20 protein-coding genes are annotated in these 18,951 nt (G+C 42.4%); 7 read left to right on the top strand and 13 right to left on the bottom strand.

Annotation, left to right across the window (positions count from 1 at the left end):
• Nucleotides 1-148 precede the first annotated feature (148 nt).
• A complete protein-coding gene (locus tag AC6CHI_RS05325; RefSeq protein ID WP_498119885.1) occupies nt 149-352 on the bottom strand; it encodes a hypothetical protein in 204 nt (67 codons plus the stop codon).
• Nucleotides 353-990: 638 nt separating this feature from the next.
• Nucleotides 991-1,176, bottom strand: a complete 186-nt coding sequence (locus tag AC6CHI_RS05320) for a hypothetical protein (protein WP_498119883.1) — start codon at nt 1,174-1,176, stop codon at nt 991-993.
• Between the two features lie 357 nt (nt 1,177-1,533).
• Between AC6CHI_RS05320 and AC6CHI_RS05315 the strand changes: the two genes are divergently transcribed.
• Nucleotides 1,534-1,743 carry a hypothetical protein gene (locus tag AC6CHI_RS05315; protein WP_498119882.1) on the top strand — a complete coding sequence of 70 codons (210 nt, stop codon included), beginning with the start codon at nt 1,534-1,536 and terminating at the stop codon, nt 1,741-1,743.
• A gap of 317 nt (nt 1,744-2,060) precedes the next feature.
• Here the strand turns inward: AC6CHI_RS05315 and rsmD are convergent, their stop codons facing one another.
• A complete protein-coding gene (gene rsmD / locus AC6CHI_RS05310) occupies nt 2,061-2,615 on the bottom strand; it encodes a 16S rRNA (guanine(966)-N(2))-methyltransferase RsmD (protein WP_498119881.1) in 555 nt (184 codons plus the stop codon).
• 1 nt (nt 2,616) lies between these two features.
• Nucleotides 2,617-4,650 (bottom strand): penicillin-binding protein 2, encoded by a 2,034-nt coding sequence (gene mrdA, locus AC6CHI_RS05305; protein ID WP_498119880.1) that lies wholly within the window; start codon nt 4,648-4,650, stop codon nt 2,617-2,619.
• A 253-nt stretch (nt 4,651-4,903) separates the two neighbouring features.
• Here mrdA and AC6CHI_RS05300 point away from each other — a divergent pair, with 253 nt between their 5' ends.
• The 4 genes from AC6CHI_RS05300 to AC6CHI_RS05285 all read left to right on the top strand — a co-directional run bounded on the left by AC6CHI_RS05300 (nt 4,904) and on the right by AC6CHI_RS05285 (nt 7,821).
• On the top strand, nt 4,904-5,431 hold the full coding sequence (locus AC6CHI_RS05300) for a hypothetical protein (protein WP_498119879.1): 528 nt from the start codon (nt 4,904-4,906) through the stop codon (nt 5,429-5,431).
• 60 nt (nt 5,432-5,491) lie between these two features.
• Nucleotides 5,492-6,808 (top strand): DUF445 domain-containing protein, encoded by a 1,317-nt coding sequence (locus tag AC6CHI_RS05295; RefSeq protein ID WP_458891278.1) that lies wholly within the window; start codon nt 5,492-5,494, stop codon nt 6,806-6,808.
• Nucleotides 6,809-6,893: 85 nt separating this feature from the next.
• Complete coding sequence (gene adk / locus AC6CHI_RS05290) at nt 6,894-7,553, top strand: adenylate kinase (protein WP_044740200.1); 660 nt, start codon at nt 6,894-6,896, stop codon at nt 7,551-7,553.
• 85 nt (nt 7,554-7,638) lie between these two features.
• Entirely contained in the window at nt 7,639-7,821 is a 183-nt protein-coding gene (locus AC6CHI_RS05285; RefSeq protein ID WP_458891280.1) for a hypothetical protein, read from the top strand.
• A 51-nt stretch (nt 7,822-7,872) separates the two neighbouring features.
• Here the strand turns inward: AC6CHI_RS05285 and nth are convergent, their stop codons facing one another.
• Complete coding sequence (gene nth, locus AC6CHI_RS05280) at nt 7,873-8,571, bottom strand: endonuclease III (protein ID WP_498119877.1); 699 nt, start codon at nt 8,569-8,571, stop codon at nt 7,873-7,875.
• Nucleotides 8,572-8,573: 2 nt separating this feature from the next.
• A complete protein-coding gene (locus tag AC6CHI_RS05275; protein ID WP_498119875.1) occupies nt 8,574-9,368 on the bottom strand; it encodes an RnfABCDGE type electron transport complex subunit B in 795 nt (264 codons plus the stop codon).
• 293 nt (nt 9,369-9,661) lie between these two features.
• On the opposite strand from AC6CHI_RS05275, the gene gdhA reads away from it, so the two are divergent.
• A complete protein-coding gene (gene gdhA / locus AC6CHI_RS05270; protein ID WP_498120063.1) occupies nt 9,662-11,053 on the top strand; it encodes an NADP-specific glutamate dehydrogenase in 1,392 nt (463 codons plus the stop codon).
• A 67-nt stretch (nt 11,054-11,120) separates the two neighbouring features.
• Here gdhA and AC6CHI_RS05265 read toward each other — a convergent pair whose 3' ends face one another.
• From AC6CHI_RS05265 to rlmH, 3 genes are all read right to left on the bottom strand, one after another.
• Nucleotides 11,121-11,888: a DUF4377 domain-containing protein gene (locus tag AC6CHI_RS05265; protein ID WP_498119874.1), complete on the bottom strand. Its 768-nt coding sequence runs from the start codon at nt 11,886-11,888 to the stop codon at nt 11,121-11,123.
• Between the two features lie 116 nt (nt 11,889-12,004).
• Nucleotides 12,005-12,781: a DODA-type extradiol aromatic ring-opening family dioxygenase gene (locus AC6CHI_RS05260; RefSeq protein ID WP_498119873.1), complete on the bottom strand. Its 777-nt coding sequence runs from the start codon at nt 12,779-12,781 to the stop codon at nt 12,005-12,007.
• Between the two features lie 115 nt (nt 12,782-12,896).
• Nucleotides 12,897-13,379: a 23S rRNA (pseudouridine(1915)-N(3))-methyltransferase RlmH gene (rlmH, locus tag AC6CHI_RS05255; RefSeq protein ID WP_458891285.1), complete on the bottom strand. Its 483-nt coding sequence runs from the start codon at nt 13,377-13,379 to the stop codon at nt 12,897-12,899.
• A 206-nt stretch (nt 13,380-13,585) separates the two neighbouring features.
• Here rlmH and AC6CHI_RS05250 point away from each other — a divergent pair, with 206 nt between their 5' ends.
• Entirely contained in the window at nt 13,586-14,485 is a 900-nt protein-coding gene (locus AC6CHI_RS05250) for a M20/M25/M40 family metallo-hydrolase (RefSeq protein WP_498120061.1), read from the top strand.
• Between the two features lie 291 nt (nt 14,486-14,776).
• Here AC6CHI_RS05250 and AC6CHI_RS05245 read toward each other — a convergent pair whose 3' ends face one another.
• The 4 genes from AC6CHI_RS05245 to AC6CHI_RS05230 form a co-directional block, all read right to left on the bottom strand.
• Entirely contained in the window at nt 14,777-15,157 is a 381-nt protein-coding gene (locus AC6CHI_RS05245) for a VOC family protein (RefSeq protein ID WP_498119872.1), read from the bottom strand.
• A 132-nt stretch (nt 15,158-15,289) separates the two neighbouring features.
• A complete protein-coding gene (gene lon, locus AC6CHI_RS05240) occupies nt 15,290-17,719 on the bottom strand; it encodes an endopeptidase La (protein ID WP_458891287.1) in 2,430 nt (809 codons plus the stop codon).
• 148 nt (nt 17,720-17,867) lie between these two features.
• A complete protein-coding gene (locus tag AC6CHI_RS05235; RefSeq protein ID WP_498119870.1) occupies nt 17,868-18,458 on the bottom strand; it encodes a 5-formyltetrahydrofolate cyclo-ligase in 591 nt (196 codons plus the stop codon).
• Nucleotides 18,459-18,508: 50 nt separating this feature from the next.
• Complete coding sequence (locus AC6CHI_RS05230; RefSeq protein WP_458891289.1) at nt 18,509-18,898, bottom strand: MerR family transcriptional regulator; 390 nt, start codon at nt 18,896-18,898, stop codon at nt 18,509-18,511.
• Nucleotides 18,899-18,951: the final 53 nt, after the last annotated feature.

The following is an 18,951-nucleotide window of genomic DNA, read 5'->3' as shown; positions in this document are numbered from 1 at the left end:
CTATGCATGAGTATCCTACGTGGAGTTGTTTTCTCGGTGTTTCAAGATAAACAGGTGAATCAGAAGCTTCTGATTCACCTGCGATTTTCTAACACATTCGAGTGAATGAGGTGGAGTGAATGTGCTAGAAAAACTGGTCGGCTACGTTTTATTGTGCTGGAGCTGCTTCACTCGCAGCCGCGGTAGCTGAAGTTGGTTGTGCAGAGGTTGCATCCATCGCAGCAGTGTCTGGCTGTTCTTGGGTCGACACAATCACTTTTTCCTCTGTTTTTGGCTGTTCTGTGGTTGCTGCAAAAGTTGTCGTTGTCGCAGCGGCAAAGGTGGTGGCAAGTAGGATATGAGTTAATTTCATAATTGGCATCCTGAATCGTTGTTAAAAGAGATTAATTAGAGTTGTTCTACTCATCATCACTTAAGTAAGAACAGGCTTCATGCTAAGGATTCAGGCTGTTTCAAGCAATTAAAGCAACAAAGTGAAACGCATTGAATTACGTGAAGAGTACAGTAATATGGGAACTGTGTAGCGACGGTAACAAATAGATGAAAGCTTCGGCAGAATATGTATGTAAATATTTCAAATGCATGAAATTGAGTGAGTCTGATTTACGGAAATTGCACAATAAGCTACGTATCAGCCATGATCTTCAATATTCTGATTCATTGAACTTGTAAAAAAATATTACGGTTTCATGATTTTGATCATAAATACAGCGAAATAATTTCATGCTGTTCTGCACTGTTTCAGATGTGTTCAGAGGAATAGATCAGTCGGATGACATAAGCTTAGGGCATACTTTTGAAGGGGGGAATTCTGGCTGACAATTAAGAGCCTTAAGTTGCTAAATATTGTATTCATTTATAGCGGAGGCTTGGTGCAGATCACGGTCAAGGCATAACAAAAAATGAACATGTTGTTTGTTTTTCATTCATGTTTATACTGAATAATAAAAACAAGTACCCAAATCAACAGGGGGAACATCATGATAAAACTCATACTATTCTCATCGCTTGCCGTTGTAATGTTGTCGGGTTGTGTTTGGTATGACGATGACTGGTACGACCATCACCATCGTTACAGTTATGATTATGACTATGATCATCGACCACCATATGGTTGGGATGATGGATATCCAGACTATAGGCCACCCCATAATCACCGTCCGGAAAATCGGCCACCAGTGCATCGTCCGCCAGAAGGTCGACCGCCTGGTCAACGACCGGATTATAAGCAAACTCGACCATTGCCCCATTAAATAAAGTGGTAAGGAATCGTCACATGCTGCTCAGAAAAGTGATCCAGAGTTAATGATGGATTGAACTTCACGATTTAGATATTGAATAAGGACGTTTGTTTAGATTAAAACGAGATTAGAAATGGGATTAGGCGTTGCAAACAGGGTTTCCACATGAGGATATTGGAGACTAGCTTGGCACATTTTAAAAAATAGTACAAAAAACGCACAAACATAAAAGCTTTATGCCCGATGAAAGGAGAATAATATAGATTCGACCCTAGTTAAAAGGGGAGTGAAAATGAGAACAACAGCCTTGTTGCTTGCACTTACAGCAGGCTTGATTATAGGTTGTACATCTAATAGTACGGGTATGAGCAACTCAAATTCTACGCCGATGCTACAACAGACGGATTATCAACCAGAACCATCGAATCAAAAATATATGAAGGATAAAAATGGTTCATCTCCCACCGTTGATTTTATTCGATACCCATTAATTGATTTATGAGTATCATGACGCCAGAGGGAGATCAGCTTCTCCTTCTGGTTTTTATGTTGAGCTCCCTTGGTATTCAATCGAGGGATATTTAGATTGTTTCATTATGAATAAGAAAATTGAGCGCTAAAACGTCAAGTAAAAGAATGAACTGAAAATATTGTGTGATGGGTTTTAGCTGTAATTCAGTTGATGGGCTTTTAAAATGCTAGCGGAAGTGAGCAGGAGCATGATTCACCAGTGCCGTCATGCTCAAATCCTCAGATTGATGACTTCAATTGTGGAAAACACATACAATAACTAGAACCGCCGCTCGGCATTTCTCGCCATTAAACAGCTTTGGATTTTTGATACAAGCCCGCCCGCACCGTACCTGCTTTGGTGTGTTTGATTTGTTGCCATGTGCTCGGTAAATCTAGGCTACTTAAATCACGATCTGCTTCTACGTAAATCCATCCATTTTCGGCAATCAGCGGGTCCGTGAGTTGTGCCAATTCTTGCCAGAGATTTAAGCTATAGGGTGGATCAAGAAAAACTAGATCAAACATAGTTTTTAAGCTAGGCAGGGTCTGCTGTGCCGTAGCAACTTTTAAGTCGCAGTTCTCAGCTTTTAATAACTGAATATTTTGCTTTAAAAATTGCGCTTGGCTACGGTCAGGTTCAATCATGGTGACATGTTTAGCACCACGAGATAAAGCTTCAAAGCTTAAGGCACCTGAACCTGTGCATAGGTCAAGAACTTGAGCATTCTGAATCTCCCACATCAGCCAATTAAACAGCGTTTCACGTACTCGGTCTGGTGTGGGGCGCAAGCCTTCAATACTGGCAAAAGCCAGTTGGCGGCGTTTCCACTCACCGCCAATAATTCTAAGCTGATTTTTCATATTATTCACTTTCCTCTGCAGCATTTGCAGCCGCAGCTTGCGCTTGCGGGCGTGCTGTAGGGGGGGGAGACGTTGCTGAGTTAGTTGGTGTGTTGGTATTGGTATTCGTATTCGGAACCCCCGAGCCACTTGGGAGTTCGCCTGGTTTAATGCCCGCAGTCATTAAGCCACCACTGATTTGATGACCTTCTGGTTTAATTGGGGTCTTATTGCGCTGGAGTAACCAATAGTCAAATACAGGGCGGGCAAGTTGTGCCGCAGAACCACCATGTCGACCATTTTCCCAAACCACGGCAATCGCAATTTCAGGGTTTTCCGCAGGTGCAAAACCCACAAATAAACCGTGGTCGAGTTGACGTTCGGTTAACAGTGCTTCGTTATAGCGTTTCCCTTGTGCAATACTCTTAACCTGTGCCGTTCCTGTTTTACCAGCAATTTTATACATTGGTGTACGGATGCCTCGGCCTGTACCGGTTTCAATTACATCAACCATAGCATCCCGCATTTTGACCCAGTCATCATCCGTACCATTAAACTGAATGTGACCATCTGGTGCATTCAAAACTTTATGCTGTTTGGCACCTTTACTCGAACGAAGTACATGCGGAATTACATGTGCGCCATGATTGGCCGTAATTGCGGTTGCCATGGCCAATTGCAGCGGGGTCGCCGTAAAAGCACCCTGACCAATACTGACCGAAATGGTTTCACCTTTTAACCATTTGCTTTTGCGGGTACGCATTTTCCAGTCTGGATTAGGGTATAAACCTTCACTCTCACTCGGTAAATCGACTCCCGTTTTTTGTCCAAAACCAAATTGACGCATCCAAGAATTCATTTTCTCAATGCCCATACGGTAAGAGAGCACATAGTAGAACGTATCACAGGAAACCACTTGGGATTTATGCAAATTTACCACGCCGTGACCTGATTTTTTCCAGTCACGGAATTTGTGTGAATCACCAGGAAGGGTGAAATAGCCGTGATCTGAAATAGCCGTGCCCCAGTCAACATAACCGTAATGAATACCGCCTAAACCAAACATCGGTTTGATGGTCGAACCTGGGGGATACACCCCTTGCACGGCACGGTTGTAGAGCGGTTGATCTAGGTTGTCTCGTAAGCCGCTATAGTCAGTATGACTAATCCCAGTCACGAATAAATTCGGGTTAAAGCTTGGACTGGAAACCAGAGCAAGAATTTCACCGGTGCGTGGGTCCATAGCTACAATTGCACCACGACGACCAGCCAGCTGCTCGGTTGCAACGACTTGTAAGCCATAATCCAGAGAAAGATATAAATCATTGCCGCGAATTGGTTCTTTCCGTCCCAAATGACGCAGCACGTTGCCATGAGCATCCGCTTCTACGGATTCATTGCCAGGAACACCATGCAGTAATTCTTCATAAGACTTTTCGACCCCGATTTTGCCGATCAGGTTGGTGCCTGCATATAAATCTTTATCAATACTTTTCAGCTCTTTGTCGTTAATACGTCCCACATAACCAATCACGTGCGCGAACAGCTCTCCATGAGGGTAATAACGGGTCATTTGGGTCTCTATATTGACGCCAGGAAACTGAAATTTAACTTCACTGAATTTAGCGATATCGGTTTCGGTCAAATTCAGTTTAATGGAAACCCGTTCTGTTTTTTTTGAGGTTTTAATACGCGACTGGAAGCGTTCAATATCTTCGTCAGTCAAATTTAAAATGGGGGTAAGGCGTTTAATGGTGTCATCAATATTATCAATATCAGCGCGACTCATGGTTGCGGTGAATACTGGATAATTATCAGCCAGCAAAATGCCATTTCGATCGTAAATATAACCACGTGCAGGGGCGAGCGGTTGTAGTCGAATACGGTTTTGATCTGATGCTGTTGAGAACTGCTGATATTGCATGATTTGCAAATAGGCATAGCGTGTCACTAACAGCAGCATGAAAAAACTGACAATCCCAATAGAAATAAAGACTCGATTGCGATAAATGCGCTTTTCTTGTTGGACATTTTTTAAAGGAAAGTGCTGCTTCATACGCGATTGACTTACACTGCTGGGAGGGAATCAGGAAGGGGCTATTCTACCCCAAGTCACAGGCTTTGATAATGCTTATCTGCGTGGAGAAAGCACGGCTGGGTTGTTTTCTTGCAACCAGACGATTTGACTTTACAGACAGCAAAAAGCTAAGGTGTTGTATATAGGAATAGAAACAATTCTGTTAAAGTCAAAAACATGCAAAAAATCTGGAATGCATGCACAAATTAAAATAAGGACAAAGGTGACAATAATGACAAGAGTTTATTCCTTGTTAATTCTAATTACGTTACTCAATACAGCTTATGCAAAAGATCAGAATAATTTCCTTGACGCGAAATTGACACCCGAAAGTGCCAAAATGTGGAATGTTGGTGCCGGGGTAACTCAACAATTAATTCATTTAAATACTGAATGGGTCAACCCTTATGGTATAGCCTATGCTAAGGTCGGTTTTTTTTTGACAGATGATTCACCTTTTGGGGCTCAACTCGGTTTTAGATATCCCTACTATTTCACGGGGAAGGATAAAAATGGGTATTATATTGGCGCCTATGCTGGGCATATTGGCAGTAAGCAAGTGGATAATAAAGATGAAACACGATTCGGTGCGGGTGTGGATCTTGCATATGTTTTATTAGATCCAGATCGCATTAGCACCTTTAGCGTAGGTATCGGGGCAGGAGAAGAATTAAAGAATCGTGAGGGGACGGTTGTGGAGCACATTGAACCGAAAATACAATTCTCTTATACACTTAGTATGGGCTTAGGCAGAAAATAACCTGTTTAAAAAAATTAAGAATGAATCTTTGTTATTTGGTCACTATTTTGGAATATATGCATGCTTGAGTACATCAATCAGTTGTGGCAAACCTTTTTGAACCGTCCCGATTTTTGGGCTGTGCTAAGCATTATTCCTGTAACTGCTTTTGTGACCTGGGCTCACGTCTGGATGGCTTTGAAAATGGTGTTCTACCCAATTAATTTTTGGGGATTCCATTTGGGCCCTTTGCCTGTTGGCTGGCAGGGCATTGTGCCACGTAAAGCGGGACGTATTTCAGGTATTATTACCGATAATACCTTATCTAAACTGGGGTCTTTACGGGAATTTCTCGATGCCATGGATCCTGAGGATATGGCACGGATTATTGGTGAACAGGTCGGCTTTGAGCTGGAACATCTGATTGATGAAGTCATGGTCGATCGTAATGCGGTTTTGTGGGAAAACCTGCCTTATTCGATTAAGCGCCGTATTTATGCGCAGGCACATAAACAGCTGCCCGAAGTTTTGAAAGAACTGGTAACAGAATTAACGGTGAACGTTGAGTCATTGGTAGATATGCGTGAGATGGTGGTCAGCCAAATGGAGGGTGATCGCCGTTTAATGGTGCGTATGTTCCTGAAAGTGGGTCAGAAGGAAATCAACTTTATTTGGCATATTAGTGCCTTAATTGGTATGTTTTTTGGTATTTTCCAGATGATCGTTTGGTTTGTGGTGCCATGGCACTGGACCGTACCGTTTTGGGCATCCATTTGGGGCTTTTTAACCAACTGGATTGCGATTTGGATGGTCTTTAATCCGATTGAACCGCATTATGTACGCTATCCGCAACTGACTGAATTAACTAAAGATCGTAAGTTCCCATGGGTGAAACCAGTCTGGCCAAGAATTGGCACCTATAACATCCAGGGTGCATTTATGAAACGTCAGGAAGAAGTTTCCGACGTGTTCGCAAGTGTAGTCACAGAAGACCTGATTACGTTAAAATCCATCATGACGGAAATGATGTATGGTGGGAAAAAAGACAAAACCCGTCGTATTGTCAAACGCCATATTAACCAAATTATGGAAACTCCTCTGGTTCGGACCTCATTACAGTTGTCTTTAGGGCCAAAAGAGTACGCAAAACTCAAGACGGACTTGATTGATCGCTCAATTGAAATTACGATGGTGCCAGTATGCGACCCTGCGTTCAATGCGAGCCGTGCACAGAAAATCTTTCAAATGTTCCGAGAGCGTATTCGAGAGTTAACGCCGAAAGAATTCCAGAACCTATTACGTCCTGCATTTCAGGAAGACGAATGGATTCTGATTGTATTAGGTGGGGTCACTGGATTTATAGCTGGTACAATACATTTGTTTGTGGCTTTCTTATAATTAGATGCTCATGCCGACTGTTCAGATCTGCAAGAAAGTTGGCTCGAAGTATCATACATATTGTTTTAAATGAGGATGTTTTTTTATGCGCATTATCTTACTCGGACCACCTGGAGCAGGTAAAGGTACACAAGCTCAGTTGATCTGTAAGCGCTACAATGTCCCACAAATTTCAACCGGTGATATGCTCCGTGCTGCAATTCGTGAAGGTACTGAATTAGGTCTTAAAGCTAAAAGCGTAATGGAAAGCGGTGGTCTGGTTTCTGATGAACTGATCATTGGTCTTGTAAAAGAACGTATCGCTCAACCTGATTGTGTAAACGGCTGCATTTTTGACGGTTTCCCACGTACGATTCCACAAGCTGAAGCTTTGGAAAAAGAAGGTATTAACATCGACCACGTGATCGAAATTGATGTACCTGACGAAGAAATCGTTCAGCGTTTGTCTGGTCGTCGCCAGCACCCTGCATCTGGTCGTGTTTATCATGTTGTTTACAACCCACCGAAAGTTGAAGGTAAAGACGACGAAACGGGTGAAGATTTGGTGCAACGTCCAGATGACCAAGAAGAAACCATTCGTAAGCGTCTTGGTTCATATCATACCGAAACTGAACAGTTGGTTGGATTCTACCAAGGTCGTGCTGCTTCGGGTGAAAATGCACCGACTTACGACAAACTTAATGGTTTACGTGCAATTGAAGACGTACAAAAAGATTTGTTCGCGATTTTAGACCAGTCAAAATAATTCAAAACTGAATTTTTGACTTTAAAAGAGTCCTAAGTCATATTAGGGCTCTTTTTATTTGTCCGAACTTTTTGAGGATACGATTTTGTTAAAAATTGGTTTAATCATTTTAGTGATTGCCTGCTTGGCCTTGTTGCTGGGTTTGTTATACATCAGCTTTAAAATGCTAAGAGAAACTCAACAAAAACAAAAGGAAGCAAGTAAAACTGCGGCAAAGCCCCAGTATGAACTCCATCCGAAATTAAAACAGAAAAATCCTGAAAAATAAGCAGAATCTTTTGAGATCGCAGTGCATGCCGAGGTGACATGCACTTTAGCTTTAGAGATTGGTGACAGGTATGGCTCGTGCCGCACCAAATTCAAAACGGTCTGGCCAGTTGCATACATCAGCCACGACACATTCGGCACATTTTGGTTTGCGTGCGATACAGCAGTAACGACCATGCAGAATCAGCCAGTGATGGGCATCGACCATAAACTCTTTCGGAATGACTTTCACCAAACGGTGTTCTACTTCAAGCACATTTTTGCCCACCGCCAAACCAGTTCGGTTACCTAAACGGAAAATATGCGTATCTACTGCCATGGTGGGGTGTCCAAATGCGGTATTGAGGACCACATTGGCAGTTTTACGCCCCACTCCTGGCAAGGCCTCTAAATCCGCACGATTATTGGGAACTTGACTGTTGTGTCGTTCAATCAAAATCTGGCAGGTTTTAATGACATTTTCGGCTTTGGAATTATATAAACCAATGGTTTTAATATATTCCTTTAAGCCTTCCACGCCCAAGCCAAAAATCGCTTCTGGGGTATTGGCAATCGGGAAAAGCTTGTCAGTGGCTTTATTGACACTCACATCGGTCGCCTGAGCCGATAAAGTCACAGCAATTAATAATTCAAACGGGCTGGAAAAGTTCAATTCCGTGGTTGGATTTGGACGCTGATCACGTAAACGCTCAAAGAAGATTTGGATCTGCTTCTTGGTCATGTTTTTCACAGTTGATGCTTTTGTTGCCATGATCACAGTCCTTGTAGCACGTTCAATTGCTCAGTCAAGGTCTGTAATTGCGCACGTTTAGTCGCATCTTCACGGACACTTAACTGTTTTTCCAATTTCTTAATTTGGGTTCGCAACTTGGCCAGTTCAATGGTTGACTTGGCATCCTGAGTGTCGACAAGAGCCGATACTTTTTCAGTCACGGCAATGGCAGGGACCGAATCAATTTGTGTAGCGAACTGGGCGAAAAGCGCCGTGTCAATTTCCGCACGCACCACAGGGCCTTTACGATGCAGTCGACGCGTTTCTTCACGTTGAATATGTGCATAATAGCGATGACGCAAATCATTTTGCTCTGCCAGACGCGCTGCATCGTTCGGCAGGGCATTTAAATCTTCCACCAGATCAATACAGTCGACCGGGCAAGGTGGGATACACAGTTCGCAGCCAGTACATAAGTCAGTCAAAATGCTGTGCATTAATTTACCTGAACCAATAATCGCATCGACAGGGCAGGCATTAATACATTTGGTGCAGCCAATACATTCATCTTCACGAATAACAGCTTTCATGCGCTGTGGACGGCCATCTTGCTGAATGGGCCAGACACTTTCTTCTGCTTGTAAATACGGGCGTTGCAGCACATAGGCTAAAGCATCAGCAACTGGTTGCCCACCCGGTATGCACTTGTTCGCTGCTTCACCTTCTGCAATTGCCTTGGCATAAGGTAAACAACCATCACGGTGACCACATAAACCACATTGGGTTTGTGGCAGTAAGGAGTCAATCTGTTGGATGAGAGCAATTTGCGAAATCATGCGAAAACCACGCCTGTGTTTAAAACAGGATTAGAAAAATAGAATCAAATTTTGTGAATTTTAACATGATTCCCATGATTTATCTTGTGTTCCAAATTAATGCAATGGCTGTTTTTAAATGGTGCAATTTGTGACAGGATTGTTAAGTCTAGGTTGATAAAGTACAGCGGAATAGTTTCAGGAATAGTTAATATAATTATTTGTTATATATTAAAAATATTACAGTATTTTAAATTTATGTTGTGGAAGTTGATCAAAAGTTATTTAATGTTTTGCGCCAAAATTTATCACTTATTTTAATTTTGACCTATTTTGATCCATTTTTTGCTGAGGATAAAGTGTTGAAATATAGTAGCCTGAACGACTTCTTAGATTACGTAAAAGCCCGTGATGCACAGCAACCCGAGTTTTTACAAGCCGTCGAAGAGGTGATGACCAGTCTTTGGCCATTTATTGAAAAGAATCCGAAATATGCCGCACATGGTTTACTTGAACGTTTGGTTGAACCTGAACGTGCGATCCAATTTCGAGTATCTTGGGTAGATGATCAGGGCAATACCCATGTCAATCGTGCATTTCGTGTGCAGTACAATTCAGCGATTGGTCCTTTCAAAGGCGGAATGCGTTTCCATCCTTCAGTCAATTTATCGATTCTCAAATTTTTAGGTTTTGAACAGACTTTTAAAAATGCCTTAACAACCTTGCCAATGGGTGGCGGAAAAGGCGGTTCTGATTTTGATCCGAAAGGCAAGTCAGAAGGTGAAATCATGCGCTTCTGTCAGGCATTGATGATTGAACTGTATCGCCATTTAGGTTCAAACACGGATATTCCAGCAGGAGATATTGGTGTCGGTGGTCGTGAAGTTGGCTATATGGCCGGTATGATGAAAAAGCTTAGCAATGACACGTCTTGCGTATTTACAGGTAAAGGCTTGGCATTTGGGGGTTCACTGGCACGTCCAGAAGCTACAGGTTACGGCACGGTGTATTTTGCCGAAGAAATGTTAAAAACCCGTGGTGACAGTTTTGAAGGTAAAACAGTGACCATTTCGGGCTCAGGCAATGTGGCGCAATTCGCCGCTGAAAAAGCCATGTTCTTAGGGGCGAAAGTGGTTTCACTTTCTGACTCTAACGGGACAGTTTACGTTAAAGATGGTTTTACTGACGAACTTCTGGTTGAAGTGATGGAACTGAAAAACGTAAAACGTGGTCGTATTTCAGAGTTTGCGGCTCAACATGGTTTCGAATACTTGGCAGGTCAACGTCCTTGGAGTATTCCATGTGACATCGCATTACCTTGTGCAACTCAAAATGAGCTCACTGGTGAAGATGCTGATTTACTGTTGGCGAATGGTGTTTTGTGTGTGGCCGAAGGTGCCAATATGCCTTCAACCTTAGATGCGGTAGAAAAATTTGTTCAAGCCAATATTTTGTATGCACCAGGTAAAGCATCCAATGCGGGCGGCGTGGCAACCTCTGGTTTAGAAATGTCACAAAATGCACTTCGTTTGGGCTGGAGCTTTGAAGAAGTGGATGAGCGCTTACATGCCATTATGAAAGACATTCATCGTAACTGCGTGAAGTACGGAACCAAAACGGATGGTAGCGTCAACTATGTGGATGGTGCCAATATTGCGGGCTTTGTAAAAGTTGCAGATGCCATGTTGGCTCAAGGTGTGTTCTAAAACCTAAGCTTTTATGATGTGAAAAAGCCGATACAATGCATTGTATCGGCTTTTTTGTGCATCGAACTTATTTCACAGTTTCAGTTTCGATCACCATATCTTTTACATAGGCATATTTCGATTGGTCTGCGGCAGGGTTTTGACGTTCAAAACGTTTTACACGGATGATTTGACGTGTTTTAGGGTCATGCTGATAACCTTCGATTTGACTGTAGAATAAAGTCCAATTTTTATCGATGGCTGTTTTTAGCCCTTTGTCATCATACTTAATTTCACGAACTTGTAAGCAGGTCATTGGGCCGACACCAGAGCAGGCTTTAGTTTCAGGTGAGATTTCGAGAAACATGATTTCACCTTGAGATTGGTATTTGGTTTCAGCTGTCATCTGACCGACAAATACATGTTTTTCACCTTTGGCTGAAGTGAGCGTTAAAGTCGGTGCTTCAACATTTTGGCTATTTAAACTGAACTGAATTGCACGTTCACCGAGTAATTCAGCAGCTAAACGCTCTTGTTGCATGGCTGGCTCTGCGCAAGCCATTTTTGTGCCCATCATGGCACCCGTGATTATTTTGTCACCTTCAATTTTCCAGTTGGTACCTAGGCCATTACAGCTGGTTTTAACGGCCAATTGACCTTGTTCATTAAAAGACAAGGTTAAAGGTTTTGGTGTCGTGGATGTGGTGCTGATCCATTCATAGGCAGCAAGGGTTTTGTTCTGATTTGGAATTGTTTGAACATTCACGGCTTGATCCAAATTTGATTGAGTTTGAGTTGATTGGCAAGCAGCTAAAGAAAAAGGTAATAAAGCAAGTAAAACGTATTTCAATTTCATTTTTAAATTAACACTTTGGTCTGAAAGATATAAAACTAAAGGTTAATTGATTAATAAAAAAAAGAAATGAATACCTGTACAACATTTGTATTCATTTCTTTAACATTCATAAAATTTTAGTCAAAACGGTAAATATCCATACCTAAAGCCCCCATGGTAAAACTGCTATGCACAATATTGAATCGGTTGCCTGTTCCCATGGCAAAAAATAAAGGTGCAAAATGCTCTAGGGTTGGATGGTTACGCTGCACATAAGGGAGTGTTTGCCAGTCTAAAATCGCGTCATAATCTTGATGGCTGAGTTTTTGCACCACATAATTACGGAAGGTCGATGCCCAAACTGGCACATCTTGGCGATCACCATGCCATGAAAGTTCAGCCAAATTGTGGGTGATGCTGCCAGAACCAATCAGTAAAATTTGCTGTTCCCTTAACACAGACAAGATTTGACCAATTTGATAAATCTGCTGTGCACTCATATGCATAGGTAAGGATATTTCAACGACAGGAATATCGGCCTCAGGAAACATATGCAGTAAGGGCATCCACACGCCATGATCGCGCGGGCGACTATTATTGGCATGTGCTTCCAATCCAGCCTCGGAAAGATGTTTTAAAATCTCTTCTGCCAGTTCAGGTTGACCCGGCGCAGGGTAGCGAATCTCGTAGAGTTCAGGCGGAAAACCGCGGAAGTCATGCCACGTTTCAGGGCGCACCCCCGTGTTTACTTCGAGTGCCTGACTTTCCCAATGTGCAGACATGATGACAATTGCTGTAGGTCGTGGCAGGTTCAGACTTAAACGATGTAAAGCCGGACCCACTTGTTCAGGATTAAGCGCAAGCATGGGCGAACCATGTGAAATAAATAAACCAGGTAAAGTTTGAAGATTCATAGTCTTGCGCCTAAGTTGAAGGAGAGAATGGGGTTATCATGCCAAAGGCAAATATATGAAGAAATAGCTTTTATTCAACGTATTGTTGCAATAATGAAATGATAAATAACAGGCTTTAGCCTGCACGATGATAAGGATGATTGTGGTTAATGCTCATGGCTCTATAGAGCTGTTCAATCAGCATGACACGCACCAGTGGGTGGGGCAATGTGAGTTTGGACAACGACCAGTGCCATGCAGCCGCCTTACGCACTGCTTCAGAGTGACCATCTGGACCACCAATCGCCAATGCGACATCATTACCTTCCAGCATCCATGATTTCATGGTTTCAGCCAGTTTTTCTGTGCTGAATTCGCGCCCACCAACTTCAAGGGCAATCAGGGTTTCATTGGACTTTAAGGCATTTAAAATACTGTCACCTTCAATTTGGCGGTACTTTAAAATATCTGCTTCTGAATCATTTTTGCCCCGTTTGGCCATCGGGAGCTCAATAATTTGCGTTTGTACAAAAGGTTGAATTCGTTTGAAATAATCTTCAAAACCTGTCAGCACCCAAGCAGGCATTTTTTGACCAATAGTCAGAATCCGTATTTTCATATTTCGCGATCGCAGATAAATTCAGCAGAATTATAACGTCGAAACTCAGTAATCTGATGCGCATATACATTTTGCAATTGAAAATAATTACTGGCTGTTGCATTAATGCACTAGAGAGTGATTAAAAATTTGCAAAAGTCATGGAATAACAATAAATGCAAAGAAACAGGGTTTTTAAAACAAGCTGGCTCGGGGTATTCAGCCTCATGTTCCTGTTGAATGCCAGCGCTATACAGGCGAATTCTGCAATCAGCCAGCAGGCGGATGTGCAAAATTTACAGGTCTATTTACAGCAGATTATGGGTAATGGTTCGTTCCGGAACCATAAAAATACTGAAGAGTTAAATCGGGTGTCCGCTTGGATTAAAGAGCAAATGCGTTTGTTCGGCATTCCTTGCCAGTTCCAAAACTATATTGTGAATCGACAAAACTATCGCAATGTGGTGTGTGCTTTAAATGTAGGACGACCCGAAAAAGCAATTGTAGGGGCACATTATGACGTGTTTGGCCAACAGGTAGGAGCAGATGACAATGCTTCTGGCGTAGCAGGGGTTTTAGAAACCGCCCGTATTTTGTCGCAAGAGAAAAACAACCTGAATCACAATGTTGAATTTGTGTTTTATACGCTAGAAGAGCCACCTTATACCAACACGGAATACATGGGCAGTTATGTACATGCCAAATCAATTCAGGCACAGCGCGATAAAATTCAGGGGGTGTATATTCTGGAAATGATTGGCTATTACGATGCCGCGCTGATACAGGAATATCCTGTGGGCTTGAAATGGATTTATCCAAGCCATGGCAATTTTATTGCGGCCGTGAGTGATATTAATTCACGTGGCTTAGGTGAAAATTTTTGTGAAGCCATGCAGCAGTTAAGGCAATTAGAATGTCAGCGTTTGGTTGCGCCAGCGTTTACACCGGGAATTAATTTTTCAGGGCATGGCAATTATTGGAATTATGACATTCCTGCGATTATGGTGACCGATACGGCGTCTTATCGTAACCAGAATTATCATACAACGGCGGACACCTTAAAAACTTTAAACCTTGAAAAAATGACGCAAGTCATTAATGGTTTGGTCCAGACACTTTTAAAATAAACACGCTGCTGAGCTTAAAGATGACGGTAGTTGATCTTGGTCAAGTTGAAGATTGAGTTAAAATTTAGAAAAAAACGCAGTCCTTGAATAGTTTAAGGACTGCGATCAAGAGGTTACCCGCCTGGAGAAACAGATAACCTTTATGAATGAAGAAACATACAGCGCATATATCTTCTTATAATAGATATGGGGTTAAGCTAAACTTTTTCAAGTTTAAATACCGCACAATATGGTAGATGGATTTAGGTTTGAACTCAGAATTTAAACCGCTGATATTATCGATTTTTGATCTTATTTCATTGAATGTAAGCCGAACAGATTTCCTTCACTATCAAAGGCTAAAGCAATAAATCCATATTCACCTATCGACATTTTATCCTGATGAATTTTGCCACCTGCGGCATCAATTCTGCCAGCTTCATCGGCACAATCTTCACATGAAAAATAGATTAATGTGCTATTGCCCCCTGCGGCAATTCCTGATATGTGCACCAATGCACCAGAGCTTCCATAACTTTGCATATCTGAAGGAAAAGCCAGCATTTGCAGAGGCATCTCATCTGAGGGCGGAGTGAGTGTGCTGAGTTGAATATTAAATACAGCTTCATAAAACTGTTTAGCGCGCTCGAGATCATCCACATAAATCTCAAACCATCCGACAGGGTTTTTCATTGTAATTGTCCTGTTGCATCCTTGGTGTGCCATTCATTTTAGGGGATAAAAGCAGCCCGATGTGTGGTGTTATGCAGAGTAAATTGTAATAAAAAAAGAGAGCCGAAGCTCTCTTTCTCATTTTCACTGAAATTAGTGACGGGCTGCCTTTTTACTTTCATCCACTGTTTTCACAATGGGTGTTTTAGGCAACGGTTCAGGCATAGACGTTAAGGCAAGGGGTAAAATCTCATCAATGGATTTCACGGCTTTAATTTCCAGACCTTCTTTCACATTGGCAGGAATTTCCGCTAAATCACGGACATTCTCTTGAGGAATGAAGACCAATTTAATGCCACCACGGTGTGCAGCAAGCAATTTTTCTTTCAAACCGCCAATACGCATGGCACGACCACCTAGGCTGGTTTCACCCGTCATGGCGATGTCAGGGCGAATTGGAATGCCTGTGAACGCAGATACCAATGCTGTTGTGAGTGCCAGACCCGCAGAAGGGCCATCTTTCGGAGTCGCCCCTTCAGGTAAGTGCACATGCACATCGGTTTCTTCAAAACGTGAAGATTCAATGCCCAAGTCATCGGCACGAGTACGTACAAGGGTCATTGCAGTGGTAATTGATTCTTTCATTACATCACCCAAAGAACCGGTGGTGATGAATTTACCTTTACCTTTAACCGCAGCAACTTCAATGGTGAGTAACTCGCCACCGACCGAAGTCCAAGCCAAACCGTTCACGCGACCGACTTGAGCTTCATCTTCTGCCATACCAAAGTCAAATTTGTATGGACCTAAGTAGTCAGGAAGATTGCTCGAAGTGACATCCACTTGCAAGTTTTTCGCTTTTTTGCTGACCGCTTCTTTCACCACTTTACGCGCAATTTTAGACACTTCACGCTCTAAGCTACGCACACCAGCTTCACGGGTGTAGCGTTGCACGATATCGCGAATCGCTTCTTCATGCACAGTCAGTTCTTTGGCACGTAGGCCATTGTTCTTAATGGCTTTAGGAACGAGGTAGCGCTCAGCAATGTTGATTTTTTCATCTTCGGTATAACCCGGTAGACGAATCACTTCCATACGGTCGAGTAAGGCTTCTGGAATATTCATGCTGTTGGCAGTACAGATGAACATCACCTCAGACAAATCCAGATCAAGATCGAGGTAGTGATCGTTGAATTTGTTGTTTTGCGATGGATCGAGTACTTCTAACAAGGCTGATGCAGGGTCGCCACGGTAGTCTTGTGCCATTTTGTCGATTTCGTCGAGTAAGAATAATGGGTTCTTAACGCCGACTTTGGTTAACGACTGCACAATTTTACCTGGCATCGCACCGATATAGGTACGACGGTGACCACGAATTTCAGCTTCGTCACGTACACCACCTAAAGCCATACGCACGAACTCACGGCCTGTGGCTTTTGCTACAGATTCACCGAGTGAGGTTTTACCAACACCAGGAGGACCCACTAAGCATAGAATCGGACCTTTAAGCTTTTTCACGCGTGACTGTACAGCCAGATATTCGACAATACGGTCTTTAACATCGTCTAGACCATAGTGGTCTGCATCGAGAATTTCCTGTGCTTTCGCAAGGTTGATGCTGACTTTGCTGGCTTTATTCCAAGGTGTATCTAAAATCACCTCTAAATAGTTGCGTACCACAGCTGCTTCACTGGAAGCGGGTTGCATTGCTTTAAGCTTGCGGAATTCTGCTTCCGCTTTTTTGCGGACATGTTCAGGCAAGTCCGCTTCAGCAAGACGTTTTTCAATTTCCGCAACGTCGTCTTCAGCACCGCCATTCATGTCGGAAAGTTCACGCTGAATGACCTTCATCTTTTCATTGAGGAAGTATTCGCGTTGATTTTTTTCCATTTGGCGTTTTACAGAGTCATGTAAAGTCTGTTCAATCTGTTGCTCTTCAGACTGTTGCAACAAATAGGTCATGAGCTCTTGTAAGTGCGCTTCAAATTCATCATGTTCGAGGAATTTTTGCTTCACATCGATATTCAATGGAACACGTGTTGCCACGAAGAATAACAATTGCAGTAAATCGTCAATCTTGTTGGCAGCCGCGACCAGTTCGCGGGCATTACGCAGTTTTGCTTCAGCGTATTGTGCAAACAAGGTGCGTAACTCTTGAACACGAGTTTCTTGGGTATTTTCGTCGATGTGGACAGACATTGGGCTAAGCACATGTTCTGCAGTCAGATAATCATTTTCATCAATGATTTTTTCTAGCTTAGAACGATGTAAGCCTTCAATTAATACTTTTATACAGTTCTCATCATTTTCATGATTCACAACTTGCACAATCTTCGCGACAGTACCGTATTGGTATAAGTTGTCGTGATCAATTTCTTCTGTCAGAGAATCTTTCTGCGCAACTACAAATACTAGATTGTCACTGTTACGAGCCACATCAACTGCATTGATCGATTTTTCACGACCTACAAATAGCGCAATTTGCATGTGCGGATAAACCACCACGTCACGTAACGCTAAAAGCGGTAATACACTTGGAACCTGAGGCTCTAAGGTTTCTTGATTCATAATAATTTCAGACATGGGCACTCCTAATGAGTGACAACGATGTTGCCATGTTTTTAATAGTGATGGGTATTTCAAAAAATACAAGGGCAGGTCAAAACAAATTGTATAAAAAATGACTAAATATGTGATTTTTAAGTATTCACAACAGTCAAAAATGCCAATTTTAACGATTGAAGCGTAAATATTGTTCCGGCATGAGCAGGGCGTCGAGCGGTTGATCCCACTTTTCTCGCAGCAAGCGTTCCGAGACTAATTGAAAATGGTGGGCTAAACCGAGACGAAAGGGACGGTGATAGGGGGCAGCAGCAAGCGTTTTGTCATAAAACCCACCGCCCATTCCAATACGAGTTCCCAAGCGGTCACATGCCAATAAAGGCATTAATAACAGCTCCAAATGCGACACCGATTGTCCACGACTGGCCATGGGTTCTTGCATACCCAGTGGATGATGTGAAAAGCGTCGATTTTGAAACTGGTTCTGAGAAATTTTGACCCAAACTAAGTGCTGATTCATATTGCAAATCATCGGGAGATAGACCGATTTTTTTTGATGAAAACAATACTGAATAATTTTATGGGTCTGGATTTCACCAAAAGCGTGTAAATAAATACCGATCCGTTTGGCATGTTTAAATTCGGGCAGCATTCTGAGGCGTTGTATAATAAGTTGTTCAGAATGACGCTGTTGAAATGCCGATACTGCTCTGCGTTTTTGGCGAATGCTTTTACGAAGTTGATTTAGATCATGCGACATGGCAGAGCAGTATCCTTGTGGAAGTTGGCGTTAAACGAGTTGAAAAATGCTTAATGTTCAGCGTCTTGTTTGAGTGCTTGTAAAATAGGACAGCAACTGTCTGTAGTGGTTTTACATTCATCAATCCAACTTGACAGGCGCTGTTTTAAAGCATTCAGTTCCTGAATCCGCTGGTCAATTTTTTCCAGCCGTTGTTGAATGACTTCACGGACTTTTTCGCGGTCATCTAATTGTAATTGTAACAGGTCTTGAATTTCACTCAGTTGCAGACCAGCATCTTTACCTTTTTGAATAAAACTTAAGGTTTCAATATCTTGTTGATTGTAGTAACGATAGTTTTGAGTCGTTTCAGGAATGCGCATCAACCCAATCCGTTGATAATAACGAATGGTTTCGACATTCACATGGCAGTGTTTTGCTAGTTTGCCAATAGTGAGCATAAAATAATCTCCAAAAGGCTTGACTCAGTACCTAGGTACAGACTTTATGCTAG

This window comes from Acinetobacter sp. GQ146, assembly GCF_059758585.1.
This window is presented reverse-complemented; position numbering and strand designations above follow the sequence as displayed.

What these genes read in the sequence shown, in the direction of transcription:
- AC6CHI_RS05325 (WP_498119885.1), bottom strand. Translation starts at nt 352, where the DNA reads ATGAAATTAACTCATATCCTACTTGCCACCACCTTTGCCGCTGCGACA.
- AC6CHI_RS05315 (WP_498119882.1), top strand. Translation starts at nt 1,534, where the DNA reads ATGAGAACAACAGCCTTGTTGCTTGCACTTACAGCAGGCTTGATTATA.
- rsmD (WP_498119881.1), bottom strand. Translation starts at nt 2,615, where the DNA reads ATGAAAAATCAGCTTAGAATTATTGGCGGTGAGTGGAAACGCCGCCAA.
- mrdA (WP_498119880.1), bottom strand. Translation starts at nt 4,650, where the DNA reads ATGAAGCAGCACTTTCCTTTAAAAAATGTCCAACAAGAAAAGCGCATT.
- AC6CHI_RS05300 (WP_498119879.1), top strand. Translation starts at nt 4,904, where the DNA reads ATGACAAGAGTTTATTCCTTGTTAATTCTAATTACGTTACTCAATACA.
- AC6CHI_RS05295 (WP_458891278.1), top strand. Translation starts at nt 5,492, where the DNA reads ATGCTTGAGTACATCAATCAGTTGTGGCAAACCTTTTTGAACCGTCCC.
- adk (WP_044740200.1), top strand. Translation starts at nt 6,894, where the DNA reads ATGCGCATTATCTTACTCGGACCACCTGGAGCAGGTAAAGGTACACAA.
- nth (WP_498119877.1), bottom strand. Translation starts at nt 8,571, where the DNA reads ATGGCAACAAAAGCATCAACTGTGAAAAACATGACCAAGAAGCAGATC.
- AC6CHI_RS05275 (WP_498119875.1), bottom strand. Translation starts at nt 9,368, where the DNA reads ATGATTTCGCAAATTGCTCTCATCCAACAGATTGACTCCTTACTGCCA.
- AC6CHI_RS05265 (WP_498119874.1), bottom strand. Translation starts at nt 11,888, where the DNA reads ATGAAATTGAAATACGTTTTACTTGCTTTATTACCTTTTTCTTTAGCT.
- AC6CHI_RS05260 (WP_498119873.1), bottom strand. Translation starts at nt 12,781, where the DNA reads ATGAATCTTCAAACTTTACCTGGTTTATTTATTTCACATGGTTCGCCC.
- rlmH (WP_458891285.1), bottom strand. Translation starts at nt 13,379, where the DNA reads ATGAAAATACGGATTCTGACTATTGGTCAAAAAATGCCTGCTTGGGTG.
- AC6CHI_RS05250 (WP_498120061.1), top strand. Translation starts at nt 13,586, where the DNA reads ATGTTCCTGTTGAATGCCAGCGCTATACAGGCGAATTCTGCAATCAGC.
- AC6CHI_RS05245 (WP_498119872.1), bottom strand. Translation starts at nt 15,157, where the DNA reads ATGAAAAACCCTGTCGGATGGTTTGAGATTTATGTGGATGATCTCGAG.
- lon (WP_458891287.1), bottom strand. Translation starts at nt 17,719, where the DNA reads ATGTCTGAAATTATTATGAATCAAGAAACCTTAGAGCCTCAGGTTCCA.
- AC6CHI_RS05235 (WP_498119870.1), bottom strand. Translation starts at nt 18,458, where the DNA reads ATGTCGCATGATCTAAATCAACTTCGTAAAAGCATTCGCCAAAAACGC.
- AC6CHI_RS05230 (WP_458891289.1), bottom strand. Translation starts at nt 18,898, where the DNA reads ATGCTCACTATTGGCAAACTAGCAAAACACTGCCATGTGAATGTCGAA.